The organism is Microcoleus sp. MOSTC5, from assembly GCF_036701825.1.
Lineage (GTDB): Bacteria > Cyanobacteriota > Cyanobacteriia > Cyanobacteriales > Microcoleaceae > Microcoleus > Microcoleus asticus.
On sequence record NZ_JAUBRK010000036.1, the window covers coordinates 18,007 to 43,905 of the forward strand.

Consider the following 25,899-nt stretch of genomic DNA (forward strand, 5'->3'; position numbering starts at 1 on the left):
TAAAATCTAAAATCTAAAATGGTCTGACGCACCTACAACTTTCTGTTTACCTGCTTCGATAAAATTAAATTAAGCACGTTCAACTCGTTGGAACTTAAAAGATATTTATCGGTAAAAATCTTTTCTCTACTTTGCTCTAAACTGTAGCTTCTAAACACGATAAATGGAAAATCTTGATACTTGTGTCCGATCGGCATTACACTATCTACAGGGTAGATCGATCGCACATAAGCCGACAAAATATCCCGAAACCGCGTATCTTCCGGTTCTTCCAGCTTACTGTCAGCAAAATACTCCTGCATTTCCTCCCCGCTGACAAAAGCAAACAGCGGTATAGCATAATAGCGATCGAACTGCTGACTTTGCTGCTCGATATACTGAGTTTTCTCAACTTCGCTGTTAAGAAATTGCAATAACTCGATCGCACCTCCTCTAATTGCCGATATTACATTCTCCGGGGACGAATCGCTATCCCTAATTAGACGCATTTTGTGCAGCAACTTCTTCTCTAGACATTCCTTGATTTCCCGGTGCAGCGACATCTGGTAGGTTTCTACCAAAGTGCGATCGGCTAGAGGTACGATCAACAAACCACCGCAAACATGACCGAGTTCTAAATTATCATAGCTCAACAAACCATCAAGAGGATTGCACTTTTCCAAAAACTTACGATTAAAATCGTCCCGCATTTCCAGGTAAGACTCGCTCTTTTGACGGGACTTGTCATCATTTGTCAAAACAAACTCCCCACGACCCAAAAGCTGTTCCAGGCTCATATAAACCTCCTTAAACAACATATTTCCTCGGCGGCTCTCGCTCTTTAATGTCTTAATTAGAGCAGCCATTTTGCTGCTAAAAGTATCCCCTACTGCGGAAACCGACTTACCGCCGATGGGAATCATCAAAAACTTTTCCCTACCTAAATAACCGTATCCCGAAATTCGCGTCATCACCGCCGTCTTGAGAATTAGCAATAAATTCAACAAACTCAATTTGCTTTCTTGCAGGGAAAGTTCCGCATCATCAGCGTAATAAACTGCGGTATCAGATAAGTAAAAAACCAACTTCTTATCTTCACCATCAAGGGTTTTACCGTTGTCATATTCTCCGCGTCCCCGATAAATAACCTGTATGATTTCCATCAGATTTTTCTCAATCTGAAAGTGGGGAATATCAACTAAAATATGTTTGGCTTTCGGGAAAGAAAGTCCACGACTTCCCGCTGCAGTCATAAAGATTACTTTAGCTGTATTTTTGTATTCCTGTATTTTTTCTTTCTCCTCTTCCGAGATATTCGCGTGAATTTCCAGATAATCGGTAAACTGCTCAAACTTTTTGCGACAAACTCTAATTTTATTAATTAATTCAGTTAATCTTTGCTTGTTCTGAATGTATACTATAATTTGTTCTACACCTGGGATGGCTAATCGCTGATTGATATCCTCAACTATTTCAGATTGTACCCGCTTTACTAAATCACTATTCTGTTTTAAAGGCGCATTTTCACTGTATTTCACAGTTTCTACAAATACCTTATAAGTAATCTCTAGACTGCGCGCAGGGTAGGAATTAGCATTAATCACCTTGGCAGCTAGATTGTTGAATTTAAAAGGAATAACTTGTAAAGGTTGAATTTGTTCCGAATCTTTCGCTAACTTTTTAAAATAGATTTTGTCTGGTTCCGGTGACGTGTTATCAAGGTGTTGTTTGATGACATCAGGGTCAACTATCGAAGCATCTGCGACAATAATTTTAGTATTAAAGCCGTGTTCCCGCTTGTGCAAATCATGTTTTTTGACAATCTTGCCAATTCCGGCTAAAAACTCAACCCCACCATCATCTCCAGTAATTTCATCGATCATAATGAAAATATGTTTGATGCGACTGGATATTTCTTGCATTTTAGCCGGAATGACCCGTTTGTCCCGTTTATTGTAAGTATCTTGAAAAATTTTTTCTAAATGCTCTAGGGTATTTTGTCGGTTTTCTTTCATCTTCACCGATTGAATAGAAACGGTAGCTACGATATTACTAGATACCTGGCAATTGATCAGCGCGTATATACCTTCGCAAATGCTCTTGAGCACTCCATTTCCTTTAGGATTAATGGGTTTAATTACTGTTTCTCCCTTTTTTTCAAGTTCTGATTGATGATAGTCCTTCCGCTGAATTTCTGAATCATCCTTCAGGAAGCGAACAGTTTTTTTGGTGAAATCTTCGCGATAGCTATTCGATGCGTACTTGACGGTACAGTGTCCTGAATTGCTTTTGATGATATCGGCGTTAGTGTTGATACAAAATAATCGATCGTTGCAGAGCAAACCAGTATTTTTATATTTGAATTTTTCGATAATATCCAAGTTTACTTGCTTGCGGGGACTGACGTACAGAAATAAGAAACCGTCGTCGATATGGCTGCTTAGGAATTTGGCTATCGCAGTTGTTTTCCCAATTCCCGGATTCCCCGTCAAAAAGATATAAGTTTCATCAGATTGAAGCGCTTTCACAATCAATTGAGCGTGAGCATTTCTCAGATGTAATCCGCGATCGATTTGCAAATCATCTGCCAGTTTATCTGATATAATATCTATGGAATTAGCAAAATTATCAATCCGCTCTGTATGAGGTACAGGTTCAGTGACATTTTTACCAATTCCTAACAGAGCATCAACAAAGTTTTTGCCTTCTTTAAAACTGCGAGACGCGTTGAGTTGAATAACATCTAAAACTTCGCTGCGAGCATCGCTAATCTCTTTACCTTTCGGTTCATTCTGGTAAATCTGGGCACAAGTTGCTAACAACTTAATTTTGTCCTTGCGTAGGGAAATCGCACTGATATTGCGATCGCCATAACCCACCACATTAAACAAAACTTCAGCATCTTGTCCAAGGATACCTGTTTGTTGCAGAAATCCATAAAAACTGTGAGCATAGCTACCAGCCTGAATTAACTTAGTGCTTTCCTTATCCTTATACTTAAAAGCTGTAAAAAAGCGTTTTAAATCCTCTGAGAAATCAACACCTAAAGTGCTGGTATCCATCCGCAGATTAGAAAACACACTTTTCGATCGCAAATAGCTAATTTCTCTCATCAAATATTTGCGTATCACCTCTATTTCATTGATATCCTCCGTTTTTGGAGCTAGCGTCGGAGAAAACACAGACAAATCAACGCAGAGAATTCTAAAATCATTGCCATACTGTAACAGCATCAGCGTATCAGCCTGCAAAAACTCACCCTTTTTCGAGTAGCGGCGGATGTACGAGTTAATCTCATCATCTGATAAACTAAGTTGGGGAGTTTTTAACTGAGACAATAGCTCTTTAAACGCTTCTTTATCACCCTTGTTAGAGGTTCTGATACTGTTAGCATCACTAAAACTGAACTGACAATACACAATTTTCAACCGCTGCAAATTCCAGCCAGTAGAGTTGACGTACTCCCGAAAAAAATTCAACCCACCCAAAAAGCCTTTTTGGACAAAGAACAAACTCCATTTTTCAACTATTTCAGCATCTAAACTAGCCAGCAGATTGGCTTCCCTAACGATTTCCGCCGTCATCTTTGGCAATTTGAGCCTCTGCAAATCCAGACGGTAGGAATCACCAAAATTGTAACTTAAATTTTCCCGCTGAATATATGCCAGAATCCCGATATTGAATCCTACTTCAAACAGCCGCCCAAAATCTTCACCGATCATAATTGTGTACTTCCCTTAGTGACATTTAATACTTCTCTTACCTTATTCAAAAAAGCCAGGGAGTTAAACTCAGCATTCCCGCGCGGATGACTAAACACAGATAAAGCACCAACGGATTCATCGCCGATAATATGAGCGTAGGGGTCAAGTTTAAAACTCATATCTTTTTTGCGAGCTTCATAGCGATAAAAGTGAAAGATTGTTAAATAATGTAGCAAAGTATCTTTAATTTCACCGTCGTAAATTAACCCTTGGTGAAGGTCTTGATCATCCAGAATACCGTCGTATATATGCAACAAAGTAGAGTAGGAAATCACCCCGTTATAAAAGTTTTTATCCTCCTTTACTTTAAGTCCGTTAAACAAGTTAAAAAACATCACAGCTTGTTGACTGGTATCTGCAAACAAGCTCGAAAGCTCCATAGCATCCTGAATGTAAAAAGGTTTTCCCTTATCACCTAGGAAACTGCGGACATAGTATTTATCAAAAAACATCGGATAAATTTTGATATCTCGTCGCTCTCCCTTCAAAGTTCGGAGCAATTTTTTTGACATAAAAGACAATTCCTCGTCTTCCTCAGTCTTTGTAATATGCAGCGTACTCATGTAAGGTGCTTGCGAAATATATGCGAAATTCCGATATCCTTGCTGATAAAGCTGACTCATTGCATCTTCAAGGATTAACGGCTCAGTATAAAGGCGGCTGACACTGTAATTTTCGGAAAAAGTTTTCAGCACCTGAACTTGAATTGCATCGTCTTCGAGGCGATTAATCCCGATAGCTTCTCCGATTAAACTAGCTGTTCTTTGGAAGCGGTTTTTATTACTTTTTTTAGCATCACTGTCGCGACTGGAAACAACAATGATTGCTAAATTATCCAACTCTGGAGATAACTGCACATTGCTAAATTTAAACTTTTTCGGCAGAATTGAATACATTGAACTCAAACCGTTATGAAGTTTGTAACTATTTGGATCTTCTTTAATACGAAATCCCTGAGAAGTTGAGCGTTGTTTTTCACTCAAAATGTGAGATAATGTTTTGGAAAGGTTAGCCATAAATTTTCCTGAGGGCGAAGGGTTTTTGTCGTCACCTTCATGGAGCCTAACCATCGGAATAAATAAGTTTTTTGCAGTATTTTCGAGTAAAACTCTCAGGCAGATATAAGACAGCAGCAACATCGTAAATTTATACACAAAAGCCGCCGCCGGTTGTAAACCTTTATCACCGCTGTCTAGTCGTTTGTCGTCATAAGGAAACAATACTAATTTTGTTGTTAAAAAATGCTGCTTGTATATTTTTCTAGAACGATCGGCTTTAGGTGCTGAAAGCATCGGCAAAATATCGACACCTTTGATATTGTATTCCATGCTGAAATTTTGGCGTTCATCAGTAGGAAAATAGCGGACATCTTCGATAGTAATATTTATCGGTAGCTGACAGATTGCTGTTTCATCAACACTAGGCTGTTCGACGACAATATAATGGAGTGTCTGCTTGTAATTTCGATCCAGAACTTCATTGAAAAATTTACCATTATTCAAAATATTGTCAATGTCTTCTAACAGACCTATTTTGAGGTTTACGTGTCGCGTTTCTGTACGGCTTGGCAAAATTGTCTGCCGTTCGAGAAAGCCTTTCAGCATTCTTTTAAGATGGTTAATTTTATGTTTAACATTAACCTCCTTAAAGCGTGTAACAAAATTTCGGAAAAGTCTTTTTTTGATTACCTCATTATCACGATTTAATACATCTTTCATGAGTTGCTCAAAAGCCGGAATAGGATTAAATTCAAGTTCCAATTCTGGGTTGTAATTGGGCGACCCTGGAGTGTGGGGAGATGCAAACACACAGTGATACAAAAATGCTATTTTTAACACTTTGCGGACGAAGGTTTCGGTATTAGCATCTTCGGTCAGTTCTGCTTTGTGTTCTTCACTATCGGGATTTAGTAGATTCAGATAATATTCAAATGCTTCTTTTCCGCCACGCGCTTGAACTGGGTTGTTAAATTTGATTTTGAGACCAAAGATAAATTTACGTTCGTTCCGATGATTGTCCGTGCTTTCCCCCAAATAACCTTCTACAAGGGGAATAATGGGTAGCGCATCTAAAAATTCCGATCGCGCAAAAATCTCTCTGTAATTAACTCTAACACCAGCATAATTGGCAGCATACTCGCCATCGGCTTTACTGCTGTCGTTGATGTAATCTTCTATCAATCTGAGACGACGAATCAAATCTTTTAAATAGATGATTCCTACAGTATCTGTGCTGCTAGCGCTGATGTGTTCCAGCAGATACTCCAAATAAGTAATCTTGGCTTCTTTGTTAATTTTTCCTAGGGTTTCTTTGTCTACCAGTCGGATCAATTTATGAAAATCCGAGTATTCATTATTAACCATCTCATCAAGACGATGGTTAAGTTCTTGCCTATCGTCGCTATTCTCGGCATTTTCCCTAATATAGTTTTCTAAACCCTCCTTTAGCTGTTGTTGAAAAATATCGGTATTTCGTACCGCAATAGTCAATTTATGCAGTTTTAAAGTCCCAGGACTTCCAGAGACTCGGCGTTCCAAAGTTAGCTTTTCTTTTTCTAAAGAAGTGTGGCGAGTACCAAAATCGTATTTGAGACCTAACTTTTTGCCGTCTCCCTGAAAAGAGGATGAATCTAAAGGAGTGATTAAGCTAGCGACAAACTTTTCAATTGAAGTATTTTGTGGGAGCAATTTAGATGCTAAGTGCTGTCGCAAACACTCTTTAATCTGCCTAACTCGATCGCCAAAAAGCTCCTCTACTTCGGGCGGAAAATTAACCGTAGCAGCATCTGCTTGACGTTCATAGGAACCCAAGGGTGTCAGCACTTGCATTTTTGCAACATCAGCAGCGATCGCATCAATATCTATTAGCAGACGGCGGCGGTCATCTGATATATTAAACGGATTGTTTCCCTGCAAAACTTCTAAAATCTTGTCCAGCAAATCGCCATAGTCCACTGGAACTAAATCGCTTTCATCAAATCTTAAGATGTTCACCCTTTTAACCCCTTCAAAAAGCTTGAATCCACTCTTTCACATCGTATTCAGTCCAAACCCCATTTACCCAATAAGGATCGGCTTCCACCAATTGTCGCACGGCCGCCTCATCTTCCGCTTCGTAAATTGCAAAAACTTTAGTTAAATCTTTCGTGGGCCCGATCGTACTTAACACACCCGATTCCTTCTGCTTAGCCAATCCGGCTAAATGAGCGTCTCGAAACGGAGCGCGTTTTTCGATAACGTCTTCGCAGTAACTTCCCCACATCACATATTTGGTCACGATTTTGAGCCTCAGATAAATTTGTTTAAAAGTTATTGTACAATAAGAGTAAGAGGATTTAACGAAAATTTTAAGAATAAGATTAATGAGCCGCAGAGGTCGCAGAGGGCGCAGAGGAAGAGGGTAAACAGAGATGATTCTTAGATAGGAGAAGATTGCTATGACTTTATTAGACCTTCGTTTGTTGACGGTTCAAGAGTATCACCGCATGGCAGAAGTTGGTATTTTTGAGGAAGATGAACGAGTAGAATTATTGGCAGGACAAATAGTAAAGATGGCAGCAAAAGGAACTGCACATGGTGCAGCGGTGAAACGCACAGAGAAGTTACTGGAAAATCGTTTGGGAAATCGAGTTTTGGTGCGGCTGCAAGATCCCGTTGGGTTAAATGATTACTCGGAACCTGAACCCGATATTGCTGTAGTTGTACCCGATCCACTTTACTATGAAGACCATCATCCAACTCCTTCTGAAGTTTATCTGATTATTGAAGTAGCCGATACTACGCTGAGAACAGATTTGGGGATAAAAGCAAATCTTTATGCTCAATCTGGAATTGCAGATTATTGGGTTTTGGATGTTAATAATCGGCAACTTCACGTTTTTAGAGAACCGAGTCAGGATGGTTATCTAAGTCAAGTGATTCTGGCGGATGATGGGAGTATTTGTCCTTTGCGATTTCCTGATATTTCCTTCGCTGTGCGGGATATGTTGCGGCCATTGGTGTAAATTTAACGCTTTTTCCATGAGTCCGCCAGGGAATTCCTTCCCTGGCGGTTTATTAGTGAGTAGGAGCCTATTTTAGCTTCTCAAACTAACGCCGAATTTCTCAACTAAAACATCGCGTACTTTTTGTTGTGCCGGTTCGACATCGGTTTCGCTCAAAGTTCGATCGCCCGCGCGGTAAACTAACCGAAAAGCCAAACTCCGCTGGCCCGCCGGTACGTTGTCGCCCCGATATTCGTCGAACAGTTCCACCGAATCCAGCAAACTACCCGCCGCCTTTTTCATCGCACTTTGCATCTCAACAACCGCAACCTCTACAGGCGCGAAAAACGCAATATCTCTGTCAGAAGCGGGGAAACTCGAATAACCCGCAAACTTGCGAGTCGAAATGCTCGATCGCCCTAATTCAGTTAACAGCACCGCTAAATCTAATTGAAACACGTAAACCTGCTCAGGCAAATCCTTTTCCTGCTGCAATTGCGGGTGCAACTGTCCAAAAACTCCTAAATGTTTCCCGTTTAACGATAACGCAGCGGTGCGGCCCGGATGCAAGCGTGTATTCGAGGAATCGCTTTGATATTCCACCGACAAACCCAACTCTTGAAATGCGCTTTCCAAAATACCTTTTGCCTCAAACCAACTCAAAGGTCGATCGCGCCCTCCCTGCTGCCATTTCCACACAGTCGGATCGCCGCCGATAATCCCCGCTACTGCATCGGCTTCCTTCATTGCATCCCCATCTTTCCAGAAAATGCGGCCGACTTCAAAACCGTTTAGCGCCCCATTTCCCTGTTCCAAATTGTACCCGAAAGCATCAATCAAACCCGACAGCATCTCAGTCCGCAAAGCCGAATACTCCACAAACAGCGGATTCGCCAGCACCACCTGATTGTCTCCCTCAGTTTTCACCAAAGAATAGTGCATCAGTTCCGTCAAACCGGCAGCCCGAAAAGCCGATCGCACATTCCGAATTGCCGCATATTCTGGTGACAGATAACCGGGTTCCGTTTTGCTGGGCAAAGTATCGCAGAAATTGTCATAACCGTGGAGTCTGGCAACTTCTTCAATTAAATCTATTTCCCTTTCTAAATCGCGGTAGCGGTAAGGAGGAACAGTTATCGCAAACACCCGTTCTTTTTCCGTCGGCACAACTTCGCAGCCCAAAGCTGTCAGAATGTTTTTTACCTCTTCCGGTTCCAGATATTTAGAACCGCCCGTTTGTCCTCTTTTCAACTGTCCCAAAACCAGATTTACTCGGTCTAAACGCAATTCGAGCGATCGCGAAAAACTCAAATCATCGCCGGAACTCGCCGTTTTCTGCACCGTCGCAGCGCCTCCAGCCAACTCCAAAATTAGAGCTACAGCGCGGTTGCAAGCCGTCGTCAAAGCCGCCTGATTCACCCCCCGTTCGTAGCGGATCGATGCCTCGCTCCGCAAGCCTTGAGCGCGCGCAGAACGGCGAATCGTTGCCTGGTCAAAAATCGCGGCTTCCAAGACTAAATTTTGCGTTCCTTCGTGAACTTCCGTATCTTCGCCGCCCATTACCCCAGCTAAGGCAACAGGTTTGTCGCTAGCAGTAATTAACAGATTTTGAGCTTGCAAAATGCGGTTTTGTCCGTCCAAAGTTTTGAAGGATTCCCCTGATGAAGCAAAGCGGACGCCGATGCTGATATCTTGAGTACCGGTGAAAGATTGCAGGCGATCGCGATCGAAAGCGTGCAGCGGCTGGCCCCATTCCAGCAAAATGTAATTAGTTACGTCAACCACATTATTAATCGGCCGCACTCCCGCCGCCTGCAACCGCTGCTGCAACCAAGCTGGAGAAGCAGCAATTTTCACACCTTCAATTGCCGTGCCGATGTAAATCGGGCAGCCTTGCGGTTCCGATATTTCTACTGCCAAAGCAGGACTTTCTTTGCCCTCAATCGCCACACCATTCGCTTCGGGAATTCTCAAACTCGCCCCAGTCAGCGCCGCCACTTCCCGCGCTACACCCACCATGCTCAAAGCGTCTGCCCGGTTGGCAGTTGCTGTCAAGTCTAAAATCACGTCGTCTAAACCCAAAAGCGGGCGAATATCGCTGCCCAATTTGGGATTTTCTAACTCGAAAATGTGAATGCCGGCTGACTCTTTAGCCAGTCCCAATTCTGCCAGAGAACAAATCATTCCTTCGGAAGGAACGCCCCGCAATTTAGCAGGTTTAATCTTTAAATCAATAGTCGGCAGAAAAGTTCCGACAACAGCGACAGGCACGTAAATGTCTGCCCTAGCGTTGGGTGCGCCGCAAACAATATTCAAAGCTTGTGAAGAGCCGACATCCACTTGACAAACTCTCAATTTGTCTGCATTCGGATGCTGTTCGCAGGCGATGATTTTGCCCAAAACTACACCGCTTGCCCAAGGGCGGCGGTCTTCGATATCTTCGACTTCAAACCCGGCCATTGTCAGGGTTTCGGCTAATTCTTCCGGGGATATCGACACATCCACCAATTCCCGCAGCCAGTTTAGAGAAATACGCATAATTTACTCAGTAGTTAGTTGTCAGTGCTCGGTAGTTATTAGTCATTAGTCTGCGCCGGCAGGCTTCGACTGTGCAGTCACAGAATTGATTCGGCAAAGCCTTTATTACCATAATAATTTAATTTTGTCAATAGTTTTGTGGTATACATAAGCAAAAACGAGCGATCGGTCACTTATGTTGATGGCTGCTGGGGGGATTGGGGGATTAGTAACATTCTCATTCAGATAATGAGGTATGCTAGAAATATCTCACAGTGCAAAGATCTATATTTCGGACAGTTTTTGATTGCCAACCTTAGAATAAGGGTTTCGAGGCGATTCGGCAAGTTCGCTACCAACGGAAAATCGAGGGTGTCAGATTACTAACTAAAAACTGTCCGGACTCTTGAAAGCTCACCTAAGTGTAGGAAGACTTTACACAAAAAAGGACAAATTTAGCAAGTCTTTAAACTATTTTCAAGGATAATCCACAGAAAAAACTCACAGCAGCTAGATAATCAAAATAGGGAAAAGATATCTGCCTAAAAGACTTAGGTGCAATTCCAATTCGCAACCGGACGCACGGCCATCCGACAACTGATAGATCAGTATTTCTACCAGAAGCAGGAACAGGCAATTTGTGCAGTCAAGCGACGCTGGCAAAATCAGAAAAACATAGGCAAACTCAATTAACATGAGCTACTGCGTAAATCCGGGCTGTCCCCATCCTCAAAACCCTGCTGACTCTATTCTTCAGTGTCAGACTTGCGGTGCGCGGTTATTGCTGCGCGCTCGCTACCGAGTCACTGAACCTTTAGGACAAGGAGGTTTTGGAGCTACATTTCTGGCAAAAGACATATCATTGCCCGGTCAACCGAGTTGCGTGGTTAAGCAACTGCGACCCAGTAGTTCGTCGCCGCGAGTTTTAGAAATGGCGCGGGAATTATTCAAGCGAGAAGCGAAAACCCTCGGCCAACTGGGCGACCACCCGCAAGTACCGAGGCTGCTAGACTATTTTGAAACCGAACAGCAATTTTACTTAGTTCAAGAGTATGTTAAAGGCTCGACTTTGAAACAAGAAGTCAAGCAGTCAGGCCGTTTCAACGAATCGGATGTTAAAAATTTTCTATTAGAAATTCTGCCAGTAGTGCAATATATCCACAGCCAAGGAGTAATTCACAGAGACATCAAACCCGCAAATATTATTCGCCGAGTTCAAGACAGCCACTTAGTTCTGATTGACTTCGGAGCGGTAAAAGATCAAGTCAGCCAAACAATATTATTAGACCCCGCCGACCAAAGCGCCAACACGAAATTTTCAGTCGGCACATTTAGTTTCGCTCCCCCGGAACAAATGGCGCTGCGGCCGATATTTGCCAGCGACATCTACGCTGTGGGCATGACTTGCTTGTACTTGCTCACAGGAAAGTCGCCCAAGGATTTAGATTTTGATGGAGTAACTGGCGAAATTGTTTGGCAGCCCCACGTTCAGGTAAGCCCAAATTTTGCACGGATTCTCGAAAAAATGCTCAAGCCGATGGTTGGCCACCGCTTCCAATCGGCAGCAGATGTCCTCAGAGCTCTCTCGGGCCAATTTGAAGACCCAACTCTGATGGACGGCTTGGCAACTCAATTTAACGGCTCTTCTCGTACCCTTGAAGAACCGACAATATTTAATGACGCGGGTTCTTCGTGGTCACCGCCTCAGAACAAAATCAATCAAGATTTACGATCGAACCAAAGCCGCATTGGTAGAACTTCCTTTAGCCAATCCGGGAACACGGGGATGCAGCCCAGAGTTTCCCGAACTCTGGCTGAGTCCGGCAGAACTTTCGGAACGGTTGCACCTTCCAGCGACAATTTAGCAGGGCCAAAGGTAACGAAAGCTGTTGTTAAGTGGGACACCAACAGCTTGCGAGCGGCATATTTTAAAGGCAAGCGCGATTTTGCTGACTGCGAACTGTCTGGCCTGCAACTGCAAAAATTGCAGCTAGCGGGGGGGAATTTTTATCAGGCCAGGTTGGTGAAGGCAAATTTGCAAGCAGCGGATTTGTCGGGGGCAAATTTGGGTCACGCGAGGTTAATTAAGGCGAATTTGCGAGATGCTAACTTGACTGAGGCTTATTGCAGCACTGCCAATTTTGAAGGCGCGGATTTCCGAGGTGCTGACTTGACGGGGGCTTATTTGGCTAAGGCGAATTTGCGGGGAGCAAATTTGTGCGGGGCGAATCTTACCAACGCTACAGTTTCTGAGGAACAATTGGCAATGGCAAAGACCAATTGGCTTACTGTTAAGCCGGATGGCAAACGGAGTTTTGGATTTTAAGAAGTCATTAGTCAGTAGTCAGCAGTCATTAGTCAGTAGTCAGTAGTCAGTAGTCAGTAGTCATTAGTTAGTGGGTAGCTGCTACGAATAACAGTCAACAGTCAACAGTCAACAGTCAACTCCCCACTCCCCCAGTCAGGTGAGTCGCCAGGAGGAAGCACGATCGCCCCAAAGCAGCCTAAATTAAAAACTAGGAATGGAGGATTAGATCGCATCTAAACATGAAACTGCTCAACCGTCGCACTCGACCGCTTCTCTACGCCGGTATCCTGGCTCTGACCTACTTTGTTACCGGAAAACTCGCAGCGTCGATGCTGGGGCTGGTAAAAGCCGAAGCCTCCCCCGTGTGGCCGCCTGCCGGTATTGCTCTAGCGGCGCTGCTACTGCAAGGGCGGCGGATGTGGCCGGGAATTGCCCTCGGTTCGGTGCTGTTAAACTCTACCGCCGGTATACCGTCCGCCGTCATTGTCACATCGGCATTTAGTGTCACCTTGCAAGCGCTGGCTGGGGAGGCTTTGCTGAGGGAGAGCGGATTTTCTACCAAACTCGATCGATTGCGAGATGTTCTGGGTTTGGTGGCCGGCGCTGTCATCGGGTCTACTTTCCTCGGCTCTACCCTCGGCAACTTGGGAACGTGCATTTTTGGTTGGGATCGGTGGAGCAATTTCTCTCAGAACTGGTGGACTACGTGGCTCGGAGACGGGATGGGAATTTTGATTGTGACGCCCGTGCTGCTGACTTTAAACCACGCCGTTAACAGTTTTAAATTTCCAATAAAATCCCGCATTATTTCAACTTTTATCGCATTTTTTAACAGACAGAATAATCAACTACCAATTAGTAGTCGCAGACACACATTTTCTGGAACTGAGAACCGTTATAATCTAATATTTTTTATTGTTAATTATTCAGAAATAGCGCTGTGGCTGACTCTATTGCTGAGCGTGAGCTGGCTGTTTTTTTGCTCAAAAACACAGGCGGCGATCGCTCAGTATCCGCTGGAGTATCTGCCTTTTCCTCTAATAGTTTGGGCAGCCCTGCGGTTTCAACCGGCGGGAGCTATTTTTGCTTATTCGATCGTCTCTTGCATCGCGATTTGGGGAGCAGTACAGGGAGGCGGCCCGTTTTTGGCCAAAAGTGATAATCTCAAACAGGCGGTTTTGTTTTTACAAGCTTTTACCGGTACGATCGCCCTTGTGGCTCTGATGTTGGCCGCCGCCGTAGCAGAACGCCAGCAAGCGCTGGTGGAGGTGCGCCGCACAGCCGCCATGCTGCGCGATCGCGAAGCTAGTTTAGCCAACGCTCAGCGCATCGCTCACTTGGGAAATTGGGATTTAAATTGCGCCGCCCTCACAGCAACTGACAACTGCGAAGAATCCGCAGAACATGATATATCCAATATCGAATTGCGGTGGTCAAACGAACTTTACCGCCTCTTGGGTTTTGCTCCTGGAACTGTCAAACCGACACCAGAAGTTTTTTTGCAGGCCGTACATCCAGAAGACCGAGAATTGGTGGCGCGATCGCAGCGCCAAGCTATGTTTGAGCGCCAAGCCTATTGCATTAACTACCGAATTGTGCTGGCAGATGGCTCCGAACGCACTGTCTGCGAACAGTCGGCAATTGAGTCAGGGGCGATCGCCGCCACAGTCCAAGACGTTACCGAACGCCACCGCGCGGAAACCGCTTTGCGGGCGTCCTCCGATCGCGATCGCTTGCTCTCAGAAATCGCCCTGCGAATTCGCAACTCCCTCAACATCGAAGAAATTCTCAACACTACTGTTGCCGAAGTCCGGCAATTTTTCAAGGCAGACCGCGCTTTCATCGGTATTATGGACGTGGAGGGGGTACATCTTCCTAGCCCGGTGTACGGTAAGGTTGTGGCCGAGTCTGTGGATGCCCAATGCCGTTCTCTTTTGGGGTGGGCACTCGCTGACGAGAATCACCTCGAAAACCAGAGAACTTTTTATGCTAACAACCGCGTCCGAGCTATCTCCGATACTGCTAGCGTTCCACTCAGCGTTCCAATTGCCCAATTGTACAGCGACTATCAAATTCGCGCGACGTTAAATGTGCCGATCTTCCTGGGGGATCAATTGTTCGGGATCTTGGCCGTCAACCAGTGCTCGGGGCCCCGCCAGTGGCAGGAATTTGAAATTGATTTGTTGGAAAAACTCGCTACCCAAGTGGCGATCGCTCTCCAGCAAGCCCAACTTTTGCAGCAGGTTAAAGATCTCAATGCCAACTTGGAATCTCAAGTGGAGGAACGCACCCGCCAACTACAGCAAAAAATGCACGAACTGCAAGAAAGCAACCGCCTGAAAGACCTATTTTTGCACGCAGTTTCTCACAATCTCCGCACTCCAGTTATGGGAATGTTAATACTGCTGAAAAATTTGCTCAACAAATCGCCCTCAGACTCTCTACAGGATGTTCCGGTTTCTCGATCGATTTTGCAGCGCATCGTTCAGGCTAGCGAACACCAGTTGACTATGGTTAATGCCCTGCTCGACGCTCACGCTAGCGAGGTGAAAGGTATTGTTCTCAATACTGTACCGCTGCATTTGCCGTCTTTAGCTTCAACCATTGTTGCCGATTTAGAACCGATGCTGGCCAAAAATCAAGCAACTTTGACTCAGGATATTCCGGCGGATTTGCCACAAGTCAATGCCGATCGCCAACACTTGCAGCGGGTGCTAGAAAATCTGTTGACTAATGCTATTAAACACAATCCTCCGGGAGTCAATATAACTTTTAAAGCCGAGGTAATTGCAGTTGAAACAGCGCTAAGTTATGAAGAAAATTCCCAGGCTTTAACATCGCCCAATAATCCGCTTGCCCGCTGTATCGCTAACGGGATATCTGCTGCGGGCGATCGTCCTGGGATGGGCGAGACCACCCAGAAAAATCAGGAAACCCTGGCCAAATTCAACCTCGACGGCAGTTGCAAAATGCCCCGCTATCAAGGTCAAATTGGCAATATCGGCAGCAAATTGCCTGGAGTCACCGTAAAAATGGTTCGCTGTACTGTAACAGATAATGGAGTGGGAATCAGCGCCAAACAACGGGAATCTCTGTTTGAACTTTACGTTCAAGACCCTAATAGCCGACAATTAACAGGGCTGGGTTTGGGATTGTACCTGTCCAAGCAAATTATCAAAGCTCACGGCGGCTTCATCGGCGTCGAAAGCACTCCCGGCGGTGGTTCGACTTTCTGGTTTTCGCTACCAGTTGTCAACTCGGAAGAGCCCTCTTTCTCAATCTAAAATCTAAAATCTAAAATCTAAAATGGTATGAGCTATTTGGGCAATGCAAAATCAGTTCAGGCATTAACGGTTTACGAGGTGTGGCGCGATCGCTTTCTTCGAGAGCGGCTGCGCCCTGCTGTCGGAATTGCCATCTTTTTTGCTTTCACAATAACGGTCTACTTTCTGGGCGAAAGATTCTTCGCTAGCCAGGAGTTTAAAAGTGTTTATTTGTACACTAGCGCTGCTGTAGAATTGGGTTTGTTGACCTGTTTTGTGTTGCAAAAAACCTCCTTCGGACAGCGCTATCCCGGTTTGCTATTTTTGGGTTTTTCGTGGTCGCTGACGGTAGTTGTACAGGTTGGGCTAGCTGTCGCACAAGCCGGGGAATTACCAATTTTTACCTGGATTTTAGCGTTTCTGATCCAAGCTACGCTGATGCCCGTCCGCTGGCGCCTCCACCTGATCTCTCAACTCGGCGTTTTGTGTTGCCACGTCGGGATAAATTTGGTTTTAAATCTAAGTTTTGCTAAGTATACTCCTTTTAAGTTGACCGGGTTGTACTTATATTTGTTTTGGTTTTGTTTGATTTGCGATTTGTCGGTTTATTGGTACGAATGTCTGCAACGGAAAGAGTTTAGTACCAGGCGCGAGTTGGAATCTGCTTACCAGCAGTTGGAAGAGGCGGAGGCGAAGTACCGCAGCATTTTTGAGAATGCGGGCGAGGGGATTTTTCAAAGCACTCCCGATGGTCGCTATATTACTGCAAATCCAGCTTTGGCGAGGATTTACGGCTGCGATTCCCCGGAAGAAGTGACGGCAAAGTTTACTGATATTGAGCGGCAGTTGTACGTCGATCCGGCTCGCAGAAATGAGTTTTTGCGATCGATCGAGGAAAGCGGGATAGTATCCGATTTTGAATCTAAAATTTACCGCTCAGATGGCAGTATTGTCTGGATTTCCGAGAAGGCGCGGGCGGTAAGGGACAGCAGCGGCTCCCTGCTTTATTACGAGGGTTTAATTGAGGATATCACGCAGCGCAAACAGGCACAAGAATCGCTGCGGCTGTTTATCCACGCTCTTTCTCACGACTTGCGAAACCCGGTAGCGGGAATGTTAATGGTGCTGAAAAATTGGCAGACGAAAACCGGGGATTCGATCGCAATTCCCCGTTCTGTTTTGGAGCGGATGATTCAAGGTAGCGAGCAGCAGTTGCGGTTGATAAATTCGCTTTTGGAAGTTCACGCCGGGGAATTGCGCGGTTTTGTTTTGCACTGCGATCGGGTTGATTTGAGGGCGGTAGTTGAAGCGGCTGCGGCAGATTTGGAGCCTTTAATGAATGAGGCTCAAGCTAATTTTAAAAATTTGGTACCAGATGATTTTCCCGACGTGAATGCTGACACTACTCAGTTAAGGCGCGTGTTTTCTAATTTAATTGCTAATGCTTTAAAACACAATCTGCCCGGACTGAATTTAACGGTTTCCGCTCAAGTAATCAAGGCGGAAAAATTAATTATAAATCAAATAAAAGCAAAACAAGACATCCACAAATTACCGATTACCAATCCACAATTCCCAATCCCCAATTATCAATCCCCAATCCCTAATTCTCCAAGTAGCATGATTTACTGTACCGTTGAAGATGACGGGGTGGGAATATTGCCGGAACAGTGCGAACATCTTTTTGACCTCTACGTTAGGGGTTATCAATCCCGACACTCCCTTGGTTTGGGTTTGGGTCTATATCTTTGCCGACAAATTATTGGCGCTCACGGCGGGGAAATTGGGGTAATTAGCAGTCCCGGTGCAGGGGCAACTTTTTGGTTTACTTTGCCGCTGGCTGAGAATTACCGGTAATTTTTTTGTATGTTTAATTACATTTAATCTAACAACAGCGCCCGACATTTAGAACATTCTTAATTGCTGAAACCGTTGCGAAATATTGCTTCTGCTTTCTGCCTCCTGTCTTCTGTTCTACTTTGGTTGTACTGTCGCAGGTGGCTTTTTGAGCGGCCGGGGCCAAATTAGTCGATCGAACTATTGATATTAATTTAAAACCGTGCTATAGTAACCAAAATGTTTTTAATAAAAAAAAACATTTTCACATTTTATTTAGAAATAGCATTTAATCTAGAAAATCTCTAAAACTAGATGAAAGACCTGCAATTTATGGTCCACAAAAGCTCAGAAAATACAGCTAAAGACGATGCAGCTAAGTACGACTCAGCTAAATATAACGAGCGGTCGTTCTCAACTTTAATGCGGGCACTCCGTCTTTCCCAAGGTTACTTTTCTTTCGTTTTAGTCCACTGCAACTCGCTGGCTTTGCGGCAGCAAATAGTCGATCGGCTGCAAGCAACTTGTGCCGTCAAACCGCGACAACTGTTTTTGCCCGAATCGGCAACAACTCTCTACAGGACAATAGCAGCAGAACTAGACGGGGAACAGCCTACAGCTTTAATGATCCTCGGTTTGGAATCAGTGCAGGCGATCGATCGATTGCTCGTTTCTACCAACCTGCTATGCAGCGAATTCAGCAAAACATTTTCCTTTCCCGTCGTCTTTTGGGTGACGGATGAACTTCTGAGAAAAATTGTTCGCACCGCCCCGGATTTATACAATCGGATGACGACAATTAGATTCATCAGTCAGTAGTAATCAGCCCATCGATTTTAGATTTTAGATTTTAGATTTTAGATTTTTAACAGTCAACAGTCAACCGATTTTAGATTTTAGATTTTAGATTTTAGATTTTTAACAGTCAACAGTCAACCGATTTTAGATTTTAGATTTTAGATTTTTAACAGTCAACAGTCAACATTTAACAGTCAACAGTCAACAGTCAACAGTCAACAGTCAACATTTAACAGCCAACATTTAACAGTCAACAGTTAACAATCATTCCGGTGTAACCGGAATTGATATCAACTGTTAAATTCCGCTTCCCAAATCAGGACTAATTCCCGCGCCGCCGCAGTTCCCTCAGCAGGAAAACTTGCCAAAAAGTCTTTATCCGCCCCCACGTCGTAAGGCCCTTCCTTAAACTCCAAAATCACAGTATCCGGTGCCAAAGCTACTAACGTGTGAATAGTGCCCTCTGGCAGTTCGACAGCGCGAGTCGGGCCCGCAGCGCTGACTCGCAAGCAGCGGAGGATTTGACCGTTTTCATTCAAAATAACAATACCCACTTCTCCTTGAATCACGGCGAAAAACTCAAAACCGTTAATTGCAGGCGGGCGCAGGTGTTGGTGAGGGCGGACGTAAGTGCCTGGTTGCAGCACGTTGACAAACCGCTGCACTTTTTCAGACAAATCATGGAAATTGTAGTTTTGTCGCTGGCGGGGACTGCGGCGGGAGGAAGCGGCAACTTCGTCTAGCAATTCTTGCGTCAGCAATTTGATCGGGGGGGACTGCACAACAGATATCCTGTATTTAATAGTTCTTGAACAAATGGGCTAGTCTGGGATCATCGTTATCAGCATCTCTTGACACATGGAAATCGCAACTCAGGTGCGTATCACTAAGGCAATGCGTTTGTCAAGTATCTTTAGAAAAAGTATTAGCCCGATCGCCCTTTTGACTATTCTAGTCTGCGCCAGTAGCGTTTCTGCGTCTGAACCGAGGGTCGCACTTTTGGTTCAGCAGCAATTCCCACAGCAGCAACTGAAAGACGAAATTCGCGATCGGGTTCAAGAAGAAGTTGACATTGCTTTTGGGCGCACGGCGGTACTGCTTAACGGGCTGATAATTGCCTTAACTTTGTTTCCGACAGCAGCCGGAGTCGGGGTTTGGTTTCTGTTGAGCAAATTGTCCAAGCAGACAACAGTTGCTCGCCAAGAAATTGAAAGTCTCCATTACGATACAATCTCTCAATTAAAACTATTAATTTCGGACGCTGAAAGTATCTTAGGCGAAATTCAACACCAAAGTCACGCGGCGGATGCAGAAACAGACTTGTTATTGCCCGATGCCCAAATTCAAGAATTTGCTCCGGTTAACTACGGCAATTACCAACAGCTAGTGACGGCAGGCGACTATGCTAAACAGGGAGATGCTTGTTTCTTTGAAAACCGTTATGAAGATGCGATCGCTGCTTACAATCTTGCCCTGCAAATTCAGCCGGATTTAGCCGATACTTGGAATAACCGGGGAGTAGTGCTGACGAGAATGCAGCGGTATCCAGAGGCGATCGCCTCTTACGAACAAGCTACTACAATTCGCCCCAATTATCCCGACGCTTGGAACAATCGAGGCGTGGTATTGTTAGAGTTGCAAAAGTACCAGGAGGCGATCGGCTGTTACGAACAGGCAATTCAAGCCAAACCCGATTATGCCGATGCTTGGAACAACCGAGGCGTTGCGTTTTCCAAAATGCAGGAGTACGAACAAGCAGTAATTTCTTACAATCAAGCCCTACAAATTAAAAATGATTATACTGACGCTTGGAACAATAGAGGCGTTGCACTCTCCAAATTGCAAAAATACGAAGCGGCGATTGATTCCTACGACAATGCTGCTAAAATCCGACCTGATTTTTACAGAATTTGGTACAATAAAGCCCGATGTTATGCACTACAAGGTAAAATAGAATTAGCCCTTGAAAACTTAAAGCGCGCCCTGAATCTCAATCCGAATGTATGTAAAGAGTTGGCAAAAAGTGAAGCTGATTTGGAGAAAATTCGCGAATACGATGCGTTCAAGCAGTTGATAAGTTAATAGCTGTAATTGTAGGCGGCGTGACCACAAATCATTTCAAATTTATCACTGGTCACTAATAAAAGTCACGCGCCGAAAAATTACGCTATCTACATTCGATCTATCAATTCATCCGAAGTCATACCAAGTCTTGTGCTGTCTCGATTACTTTTGCCAATATTACACTTTTTGCAAAGAGTTTGTAGATTACTCATATGGTCAGAACCACCTTTTGAACGGGGGATAATGTGGTCAACTTCCAATAAAACTCCATCTTCTTTTGACGATCTACCACAGCTAAGACATTTCCATTTATCTCTAGCAAGTACAGCCCACCATTTACCTGCTCTCACAAAAGAATAACTGTCTAGTTCAGGCATTTCTGAAGAATCGAAATCTTCCTCCTCGCTTTCTTCTGTTTCTATGTCATTTTCGGTATTTCTAATATTTAAATAAAATTCTTTGAATTGCTCAAGCCTATTGTCAAGCTGAGGTTCTCGTCCTTCACCAATACAAATAAATGATTCTGCTAAAGCGTATAAGAGGATGAAGGCAATAACTATTTCATACAATCCTCGCCCTCGCTTGACAGGAAAGTAGTATTTTGGTGATATCAACCTTATAGCATCTGATCCTACTTCATCAGGCACAATTGCCTGATGAAGAGGCAGAACTTCAAATTCAGGATTATACGTCGTATGTGAAATACGTGCTACCGATAATAGTGGCATTAAAACCTCGCTATACTTAGCGACAAGTTGGGAAATTCTTGCCACGTAAGCATCATCTACGCCTTGACGAAATGGCATTAGCTCAGCATGAATTGTTCCACTAGGAAATACTTTAAACGTCAGATAAGTGGGATGATGAAAAAATGGCTGTCCATTTCTCTTGAGAATTTTGAGCGGTTTGTCACCCCGTTTTGCAATAATTCCAATATGAACAAACCCATAGTCTTTGTTCTCCTTTGCTTTATCTCGATGACTTGGACAGTAGGCAAAAGTCCTTCTCTCGTATGGATTCACATCGTAGACTAGCGCCACAACATCAAGTGTATAACGCAGTAACGTCTCTAGCCGAGGGAAGAAATAATTTTGCAGTGTTGAAAGCTTGGTTTTAGTGTCAGGGATATTGAAAATTTCAGTATCTCTCTCTTCAAAAATTACTTCATTAATATTGTGACTATCTGGCACGTTTCTGACTCCATGTATTTCACGAGCTATTCAATCACACCGATCGATATCTGGCTAGTTGGCTGTATTCCTAACTTGTGGTGTGAAATCCAATGTGACTTTTCCTTATTACGTAAAATTTATAGAGATGGCTGTTTACTTAGACTAAGCAAGCCAAATATTTATTATTATACCGAAATTTTTCGTATAGTCAACTCCTAAGTCACAAAAATCCGCAACTTAGAATTAGATTTACAAGTTGATACAGTACGAGCAAAAAGAAGTCGTTCTATCCCAACTGTTCTCACACGAGAGGAAGTTATAGCAATTATTAATCATTGAGCGGGGTCATCAACTGCTCGTAAAATTAGTTTCACGATTAGATAGTTGACATGACCCCGACGGATAGTATGCGATCGCTCAAGAGTGTGGCATTTACTGGCGCGAAACCGATGACTAATTACAAATATTTCTGCAACAACAAGCCCATTTTCTCCTTAGTTGAGGTCGGCACTTGATCCAGCCGAGTCAGAATTGCATATTTTAAAGCAGAATGGGACTCGGAAACGGGGGGATTTTCTGTTAACCTCCGTACTGTTTCTTGAATGACTTTTTGAGCATTCTCTGCATTGCGGTGCAAATTTGCTATTACCATTTCTACGGTTACGCTGTCGTGATCCTCGTGCCAGCAGTCGTAATCGGTGACTAATGCTAAAGTTGCGTAGGCAATTTCTGCTTCTCTGGCTAATTTTGCTTCCGGCAAATTTGTCATTCCGATGACTGTCGCCCCCCAACTGCGGTACAGGTGGGATTCTGCTTTTGTGGAAAATGCGGGGCCTTCCATGCAGACGTAGGTGCCGCCCCGGTGCAGGGAAACCTCGGGAAGGTTCAAGGATTCGATCGCACTTGCCAATACTTTAGCCAATTCGCCGCAAACCGGATCGCCGAATGTGATGTGAGCAACAATTCCTTCTCCAAAAAAGGTAGAAACTCGATTTTTTGTGCGATCGATAAACTGATCCGGCACTACCATATCTAAAGGTTTCGCCTCAGCTTTCAGGGAACCAACCGCCGACGCTGAGATTAAATACTCCACTCCCAAACTCTTCATAGCATAAATATTTGCCCGGTAAGGCACTTCTGAGGGCAAAAAAGTGTGGTTGCGGCCGTGTCTAGCCAGAAATGCTACCGGCGTACCGTCCAAAGTTCCCACAATTGCGGCATCCGATGGCGCTCCAAAAGGTGTATCAATTTTGACCTCTTCAATATCTTTGAGGGCCTCCATTTTATACAAACCGCTGCCGCCGATAATTCCGATTTTTGCTTGTGCCATTTTTACTTTCTGCTTGAGTTTTACCACAGTGATTCTATCGGGCCACCGTTAAGTTGGCGTAACAATAATTGAATATTTCGTGACAAAAGTCACCCGACATACACTATATTGTCACATAAAGTATGTGATATTAATCACAGTATGACTTCACGAAATCTTTAAAAATAAAGCTACACAGTTCTGTTATCTACTTTTAGCGTGTTAAGACCATGACAGTCAGCTCTGCTAATCTCCCCAAAATCTCGATCGAAGCGATCGTCCAGCGCATCTTTGCTTTTCGCCAAATTACCCCCCTTGACAGACGATTGCTGAAGTCAGCAGTCCTCGACGGGATCGACCAAAACGATCATGTTCACATCAACCGAGTGTGTCAGGGTATCCAAAACGGATTGATTTTAGTTGTAGAATAAATTTGCAGCACGATCTCTTGCTAGCTCCAGAAACTGTTTTAAAAGTTGTGTTTGAGTCTGTATCTCCTGGAACTGAGTTCGGGCTGTATTTTACTATTTTTCGGCGCGCGATTGAGCAACATCAAAAATAATATTATTTACATCTTATCGATCAAAATTCAACAGCCAAAAGCCTGTATAAGTCATGCCGCTATCATCGGGCTGCACTAACAAAAAATGTAATCCTTTACTTAATTGCTTGCGCTGTTGGTAAATTTTGGCCGCTGCTTTCACCTCGCTATCTTCAAAAGTAGCCACAATCCACCTATCTACTAACCCAGCTTCCAATATCAATCCGTCGGGTTCTCCAGCGATATAATTCAAAGCAAAAGGTTTGGCATCCTGAAGCCATCTAGCCAACCGCATAGACTGGCGTCCGCCGTCAATCACAACTCCCGGTACGGGTACTGTGGAAGCCAAGCCCAAATTCAGCGGTAACAGCAATTCTGGCATTTCCAAAATTGGCAGGGGACGCCCTTGGAAAGCATCTTCAATGTCGCCGGCGGGTAGGGAAGCAAAACGCCAGCCATCGCCCCAGAGGTTTTCCGGTAAGGGTACGGGCGGCGGCGAGTCGAGGGCGATCGCACTGTAAGTTTCACCTGTATAATTAGGCATACTCGAATATTCTTTTGCGCGTTGTTGCAGCAGCAATTTCAGAGCCGCAGTGCGCCGAGTCGCTTCTACCTTGACACCCAAAACTTTGCCCGCAGCTTCGATTAAGCTGAGAGACTGAGGTCTAAATACTTGAATCAAGTCGGGCAAATTTTGGGCTTGAGCTTGCTGCTGCAACTGCGAGGCTAGCCAATTAGAATTTGCGGCGCCCTGGCGGCAAATAGCGCTAAATTGAAAACTGCCTTCCGAGTCGCAAATTAAGAGTTCCCACAGTGGTTTACCAGTTTCGTCTTGGACAGGACGGCGGTAGAAATCGGCTTGCCAAATACGCATAATTAATTAAAAATTAAAATCTACAACTCGATCATTTTAATATAGCCTGGGGGCACTGCGATAAAATACCGCTCTCCTGAGAAAAAACTGCGAGCAATATATTTTACGTTCATAGTTGAGTTTTATTTCTACTAACACCAGTTAAAGAGAATGCAACTGTAAGTCCGCGATCCCAACCGTGATAGTGAGCGGTCATGCCCAATTTTCTAATCTAAAATCTAAAATTTAACATGGTATCAAAGCTCGGTTAGCCATCCTCCCTTAGTAATTAGCCATTCCCAAAATCATTTAAGATGGCGAACCAAATACATATCCAAGTTGCCCTTATTTTTAGCATGAATTTTTCCTCGATATTCGCATTCAAAAAAATCTCTAACTAATTCAAACGTGTCTTTAGAGATATTGATATTTCCAGCTACGCCGGAAGATTCCATCCGAGATGCAGTATTAACTGTATCTCCCCAGACATCATAGGCAAACTTTTTATTGCCAATTACCCCAGCAAGTATTGGACCTGAATGAATGCCAATGCGGATATCCCAATAAGTAATATTTTGTTGAACTTTCTGCATTTTTCGCAAATCCATGAACTGTCGAATTTCTATGGCCGCAAGTACAGCGTCAAAGGCGTGTGTGGGGCGAGGCGTAGGAATTCCCGCCGCACACATATAGCTGTCGCCAATAGTCTTCAGTTTTTCCATAGAGTATTTATCCATCACGCGATCGAAATAAGAAAAACAGTAGTCTAGTTCGTCAACTAACTCTCGCGGCGTCATGTGTTCAGATAAGTTAGTAAAGTCTTGAAAGTCAGTAAATAAAACAGATACGCAATCATAATAAAGTGGTTCCACTTTGCCGTTATTTTTGAGTTCCTCGGCAATTTCAACCGGCAGCACGTTCAACAGTAGCTGGTCAGATTTGTGCTTTTCGGTATCGAGATCGGCATACAGGCTATTTATCTCTTTAAAGCGCTCAGCATTGCGGATGGCTGAGGATAGTTGCAAAGCCAAAAGATAGCCAATCCGCAAGTCTTCTAGAGTGTAAGATCGCGGCTTGGTTGTGGCAAAATTAATTGTCCCTAAAACCTTACCTTCGCTTTCCAAGGGAATTATAATTTGCGAAGCGTAGGGGGACAAAATAGCAGTAGCACCCGCTTCTTGAATTAATTGAGGTTGACGTGTTTTGAGAGCCTTGTTAATAGGGCTGCCCTCTGGGAGGGCTGCAATATCTACAGGGATATGCGGGCCAAATAAGGTCGTGCAAGCGTTTGTGCTGTGCAGGCAAACGCTACAGTGTTCAAAGTCGAGCAGCCATTTGGCTTGCTTGCCTACTACCCGCAAAATCTGGTTGAGATCTAGGGTGCGGTTAATCGCTGTGGCAACTTCATTGACAGCCGAAATGCGTATAGAAAGCGCTTGAGCTTCTGCTAATAAACGGCGGGCTGTCAACAGAAGTTCTTCTCGATCTAGATCTTCTAGCCGCTCGCCCATAA

At 44.1% G+C, this 25,899-nt stretch carries 16 protein-coding genes; 7 read left to right on the plus strand and 9 right to left on the minus strand.

Features of this window, described 5'->3' with window-relative positions; genetic code table 11:
- Positions 1-32 precede the first annotated feature (32 nt).
- The 3 genes from QUA54_RS20095 to QUA54_RS20105 are packed head-to-tail and all read right to left on the minus strand — an operon-like array spanning position 33 to position 7,019.
- Positions 33-3,701, minus strand: coding sequence for a helicase-related protein (locus QUA54_RS20095; protein WP_333416011.1), 3,669 nt, complete (start codon positions 3,699-3,701; stop codon positions 33-35).
- Complete coding sequence (locus QUA54_RS20100) at positions 3,698-6,736, minus strand: hypothetical protein (protein WP_333416012.1); 3,039 nt, start codon at positions 6,734-6,736, stop codon at positions 3,698-3,700. The genes QUA54_RS20095 and QUA54_RS20100 overlap by 4 nt, the downstream gene beginning before the upstream one ends.
- Before the next feature lie 13 nt (positions 6,737-6,749).
- Entirely contained in the window at positions 6,750-7,019 is a 270-nt protein-coding gene (locus QUA54_RS20105) for a YciI family protein (protein ID WP_172187087.1), read from the minus strand.
- Positions 7,020-7,179: 160 nt separating this feature from the next.
- On the opposite strand from QUA54_RS20105, the gene QUA54_RS20110 reads away from it, so the two are divergent.
- Positions 7,180-7,746, plus strand: coding sequence for a Uma2 family endonuclease (locus tag QUA54_RS20110; RefSeq protein ID WP_333416013.1), 567 nt, complete (start codon positions 7,180-7,182; stop codon positions 7,744-7,746).
- Between the two features lie 72 nt (positions 7,747-7,818).
- On the opposite strand, the gene pheT is transcribed toward QUA54_RS20110, so the two are convergent.
- Positions 7,819-10,263, minus strand: coding sequence for a phenylalanine--tRNA ligase subunit beta (pheT, locus tag QUA54_RS20115; protein ID WP_333416014.1), 2,445 nt, complete (start codon positions 10,261-10,263; stop codon positions 7,819-7,821).
- 673 nt (positions 10,264-10,936) lie between these two features.
- Between pheT and QUA54_RS20120 the strand changes: the two genes are divergently transcribed.
- The 4 genes from QUA54_RS20120 to QUA54_RS20135 all read left to right on the plus strand — a co-directional run bounded on the left by QUA54_RS20120 (position 10,937) and on the right by QUA54_RS20135 (position 18,468).
- A complete protein-coding gene (locus QUA54_RS20120; RefSeq protein ID WP_333416015.1) occupies positions 10,937-12,568 on the plus strand; it encodes a serine/threonine-protein kinase in 1,632 nt (543 codons plus the stop codon).
- 221 nt (positions 12,569-12,789) lie between these two features.
- Positions 12,790-15,834, plus strand: a complete 3,045-nt coding sequence (locus QUA54_RS20125) for an MASE1 domain-containing protein (RefSeq protein ID WP_333416016.1) — start codon at positions 12,790-12,792, stop codon at positions 15,832-15,834.
- 27 nt (positions 15,835-15,861) lie between these two features.
- Complete coding sequence (locus QUA54_RS20130) at positions 15,862-17,670, plus strand: PAS domain-containing sensor histidine kinase (protein WP_333416017.1); 1,809 nt, start codon at positions 15,862-15,864, stop codon at positions 17,668-17,670.
- 294 nt (positions 17,671-17,964) lie between these two features.
- Positions 17,965-18,468, plus strand: coding sequence for a hypothetical protein (locus QUA54_RS20135; RefSeq protein ID WP_333199069.1), 504 nt, complete (start codon positions 17,965-17,967; stop codon positions 18,466-18,468).
- A 269-nt stretch (positions 18,469-18,737) separates the two neighbouring features.
- Here the strand turns inward: QUA54_RS20135 and QUA54_RS20140 are convergent, their stop codons facing one another.
- Positions 18,738-19,229, minus strand: coding sequence for a WbuC family cupin fold metalloprotein (locus QUA54_RS20140; protein WP_333416018.1), 492 nt, complete (start codon positions 19,227-19,229; stop codon positions 18,738-18,740).
- A 76-nt stretch (positions 19,230-19,305) separates the two neighbouring features.
- On the opposite strand from QUA54_RS20140, the gene QUA54_RS20145 reads away from it, so the two are divergent.
- Positions 19,306-20,529 carry a tetratricopeptide repeat protein gene (locus tag QUA54_RS20145; protein WP_333416019.1) on the plus strand — a complete coding sequence of 408 codons (1,224 nt, stop codon included), beginning with the start codon at positions 19,306-19,308 and terminating at the stop codon, positions 20,527-20,529.
- An 89-nt stretch (positions 20,530-20,618) separates the two neighbouring features.
- Here QUA54_RS20145 and QUA54_RS20150 read toward each other — a convergent pair whose 3' ends face one another.
- Together QUA54_RS20150 and QUA54_RS20155 are read right to left on the minus strand one after the other, a co-directional pair.
- The gene (locus tag QUA54_RS20150; protein ID WP_333416020.1) at positions 20,619-21,701 is read right to left on the minus strand and encodes an HNH endonuclease; all 1,083 of its coding nucleotides are present in this window, start codon (positions 21,699-21,701) and stop codon (positions 20,619-20,621) included.
- Between the two features lie 439 nt (positions 21,702-22,140).
- A complete protein-coding gene (locus tag QUA54_RS20155) occupies positions 22,141-23,013 on the minus strand; it encodes an S-methyl-5'-thioadenosine phosphorylase (protein WP_333416021.1) in 873 nt (290 codons plus the stop codon).
- Positions 23,014-23,222: 209 nt separating this feature from the next.
- On the opposite strand from QUA54_RS20155, the gene QUA54_RS20160 reads away from it, so the two are divergent.
- Complete coding sequence (locus tag QUA54_RS20160; protein WP_172187078.1) at positions 23,223-23,423, plus strand: hypothetical protein; 201 nt, start codon at positions 23,223-23,225, stop codon at positions 23,421-23,423.
- A 144-nt stretch (positions 23,424-23,567) separates the two neighbouring features.
- On the opposite strand, the gene QUA54_RS20165 is transcribed toward QUA54_RS20160, so the two are convergent.
- Together QUA54_RS20165 and QUA54_RS20170 are read right to left on the minus strand one after the other, a co-directional pair.
- The gene (locus QUA54_RS20165; protein WP_333197889.1) at positions 23,568-24,407 is read right to left on the minus strand and encodes a Tab2/Atab2 family RNA-binding protein; all 840 of its coding nucleotides are present in this window, start codon (positions 24,405-24,407) and stop codon (positions 23,568-23,570) included.
- Positions 24,408-24,691: 284 nt separating this feature from the next.
- A complete protein-coding gene (locus tag QUA54_RS20170; RefSeq protein ID WP_333416022.1) occupies positions 24,692-25,897 on the minus strand; it encodes an adenylate/guanylate cyclase domain-containing protein in 1,206 nt (401 codons plus the stop codon).
- Positions 25,898-25,899: the final 2 nt, after the last annotated feature.

What these genes read in the sequence shown, in the direction of transcription:
- QUA54_RS20145 (WP_333416019.1), top strand. Translation starts at nt 19,306, where the DNA reads ATGGAAATCGCAACTCAGGTGCGTATCACTAAGGCAATGCGTTTGTCA.
- QUA54_RS20155 (WP_333416021.1), bottom strand. Translation starts at nt 23,013, where the DNA reads ATGGCACAAGCAAAAATCGGAATTATCGGCGGCAGCGGTTTGTATAAA.
- QUA54_RS20110 (WP_333416013.1), top strand. Translation starts at nt 7,180, where the DNA reads ATGACTTTATTAGACCTTCGTTTGTTGACGGTTCAAGAGTATCACCGC.
- pheT (WP_333416014.1), bottom strand. Translation starts at nt 10,263, where the DNA reads ATGCGTATTTCTCTAAACTGGCTGCGGGAATTGGTGGATGTGTCGATA.
- QUA54_RS20135 (WP_333199069.1), top strand. Translation starts at nt 17,965, where the DNA reads ATGAAAGACCTGCAATTTATGGTCCACAAAAGCTCAGAAAATACAGCT.
- QUA54_RS20130 (WP_333416017.1), top strand. Translation starts at nt 15,862, where the DNA reads ATGAGCTATTTGGGCAATGCAAAATCAGTTCAGGCATTAACGGTTTAC.
- QUA54_RS20095 (WP_333416011.1), bottom strand. Translation starts at nt 3,701, where the DNA reads ATGATCGGTGAAGATTTTGGGCGGCTGTTTGAAGTAGGATTCAATATC.
- QUA54_RS20120 (WP_333416015.1), top strand. Translation starts at nt 10,937, where the DNA reads ATGAGCTACTGCGTAAATCCGGGCTGTCCCCATCCTCAAAACCCTGCT.
- QUA54_RS20160 (WP_172187078.1), top strand. Translation starts at nt 23,223, where the DNA reads ATGACAGTCAGCTCTGCTAATCTCCCCAAAATCTCGATCGAAGCGATC.
- QUA54_RS20125 (WP_333416016.1), top strand. Translation starts at nt 12,790, where the DNA reads ATGAAACTGCTCAACCGTCGCACTCGACCGCTTCTCTACGCCGGTATC.
- QUA54_RS20165 (WP_333197889.1), bottom strand. Translation starts at nt 24,407, where the DNA reads ATGCGTATTTGGCAAGCCGATTTCTACCGCCGTCCTGTCCAAGACGAA.
- QUA54_RS20170 (WP_333416022.1), bottom strand. Translation starts at nt 25,897, where the DNA reads ATGGGCGAGCGGCTAGAAGATCTAGATCGAGAAGAACTTCTGTTGACA.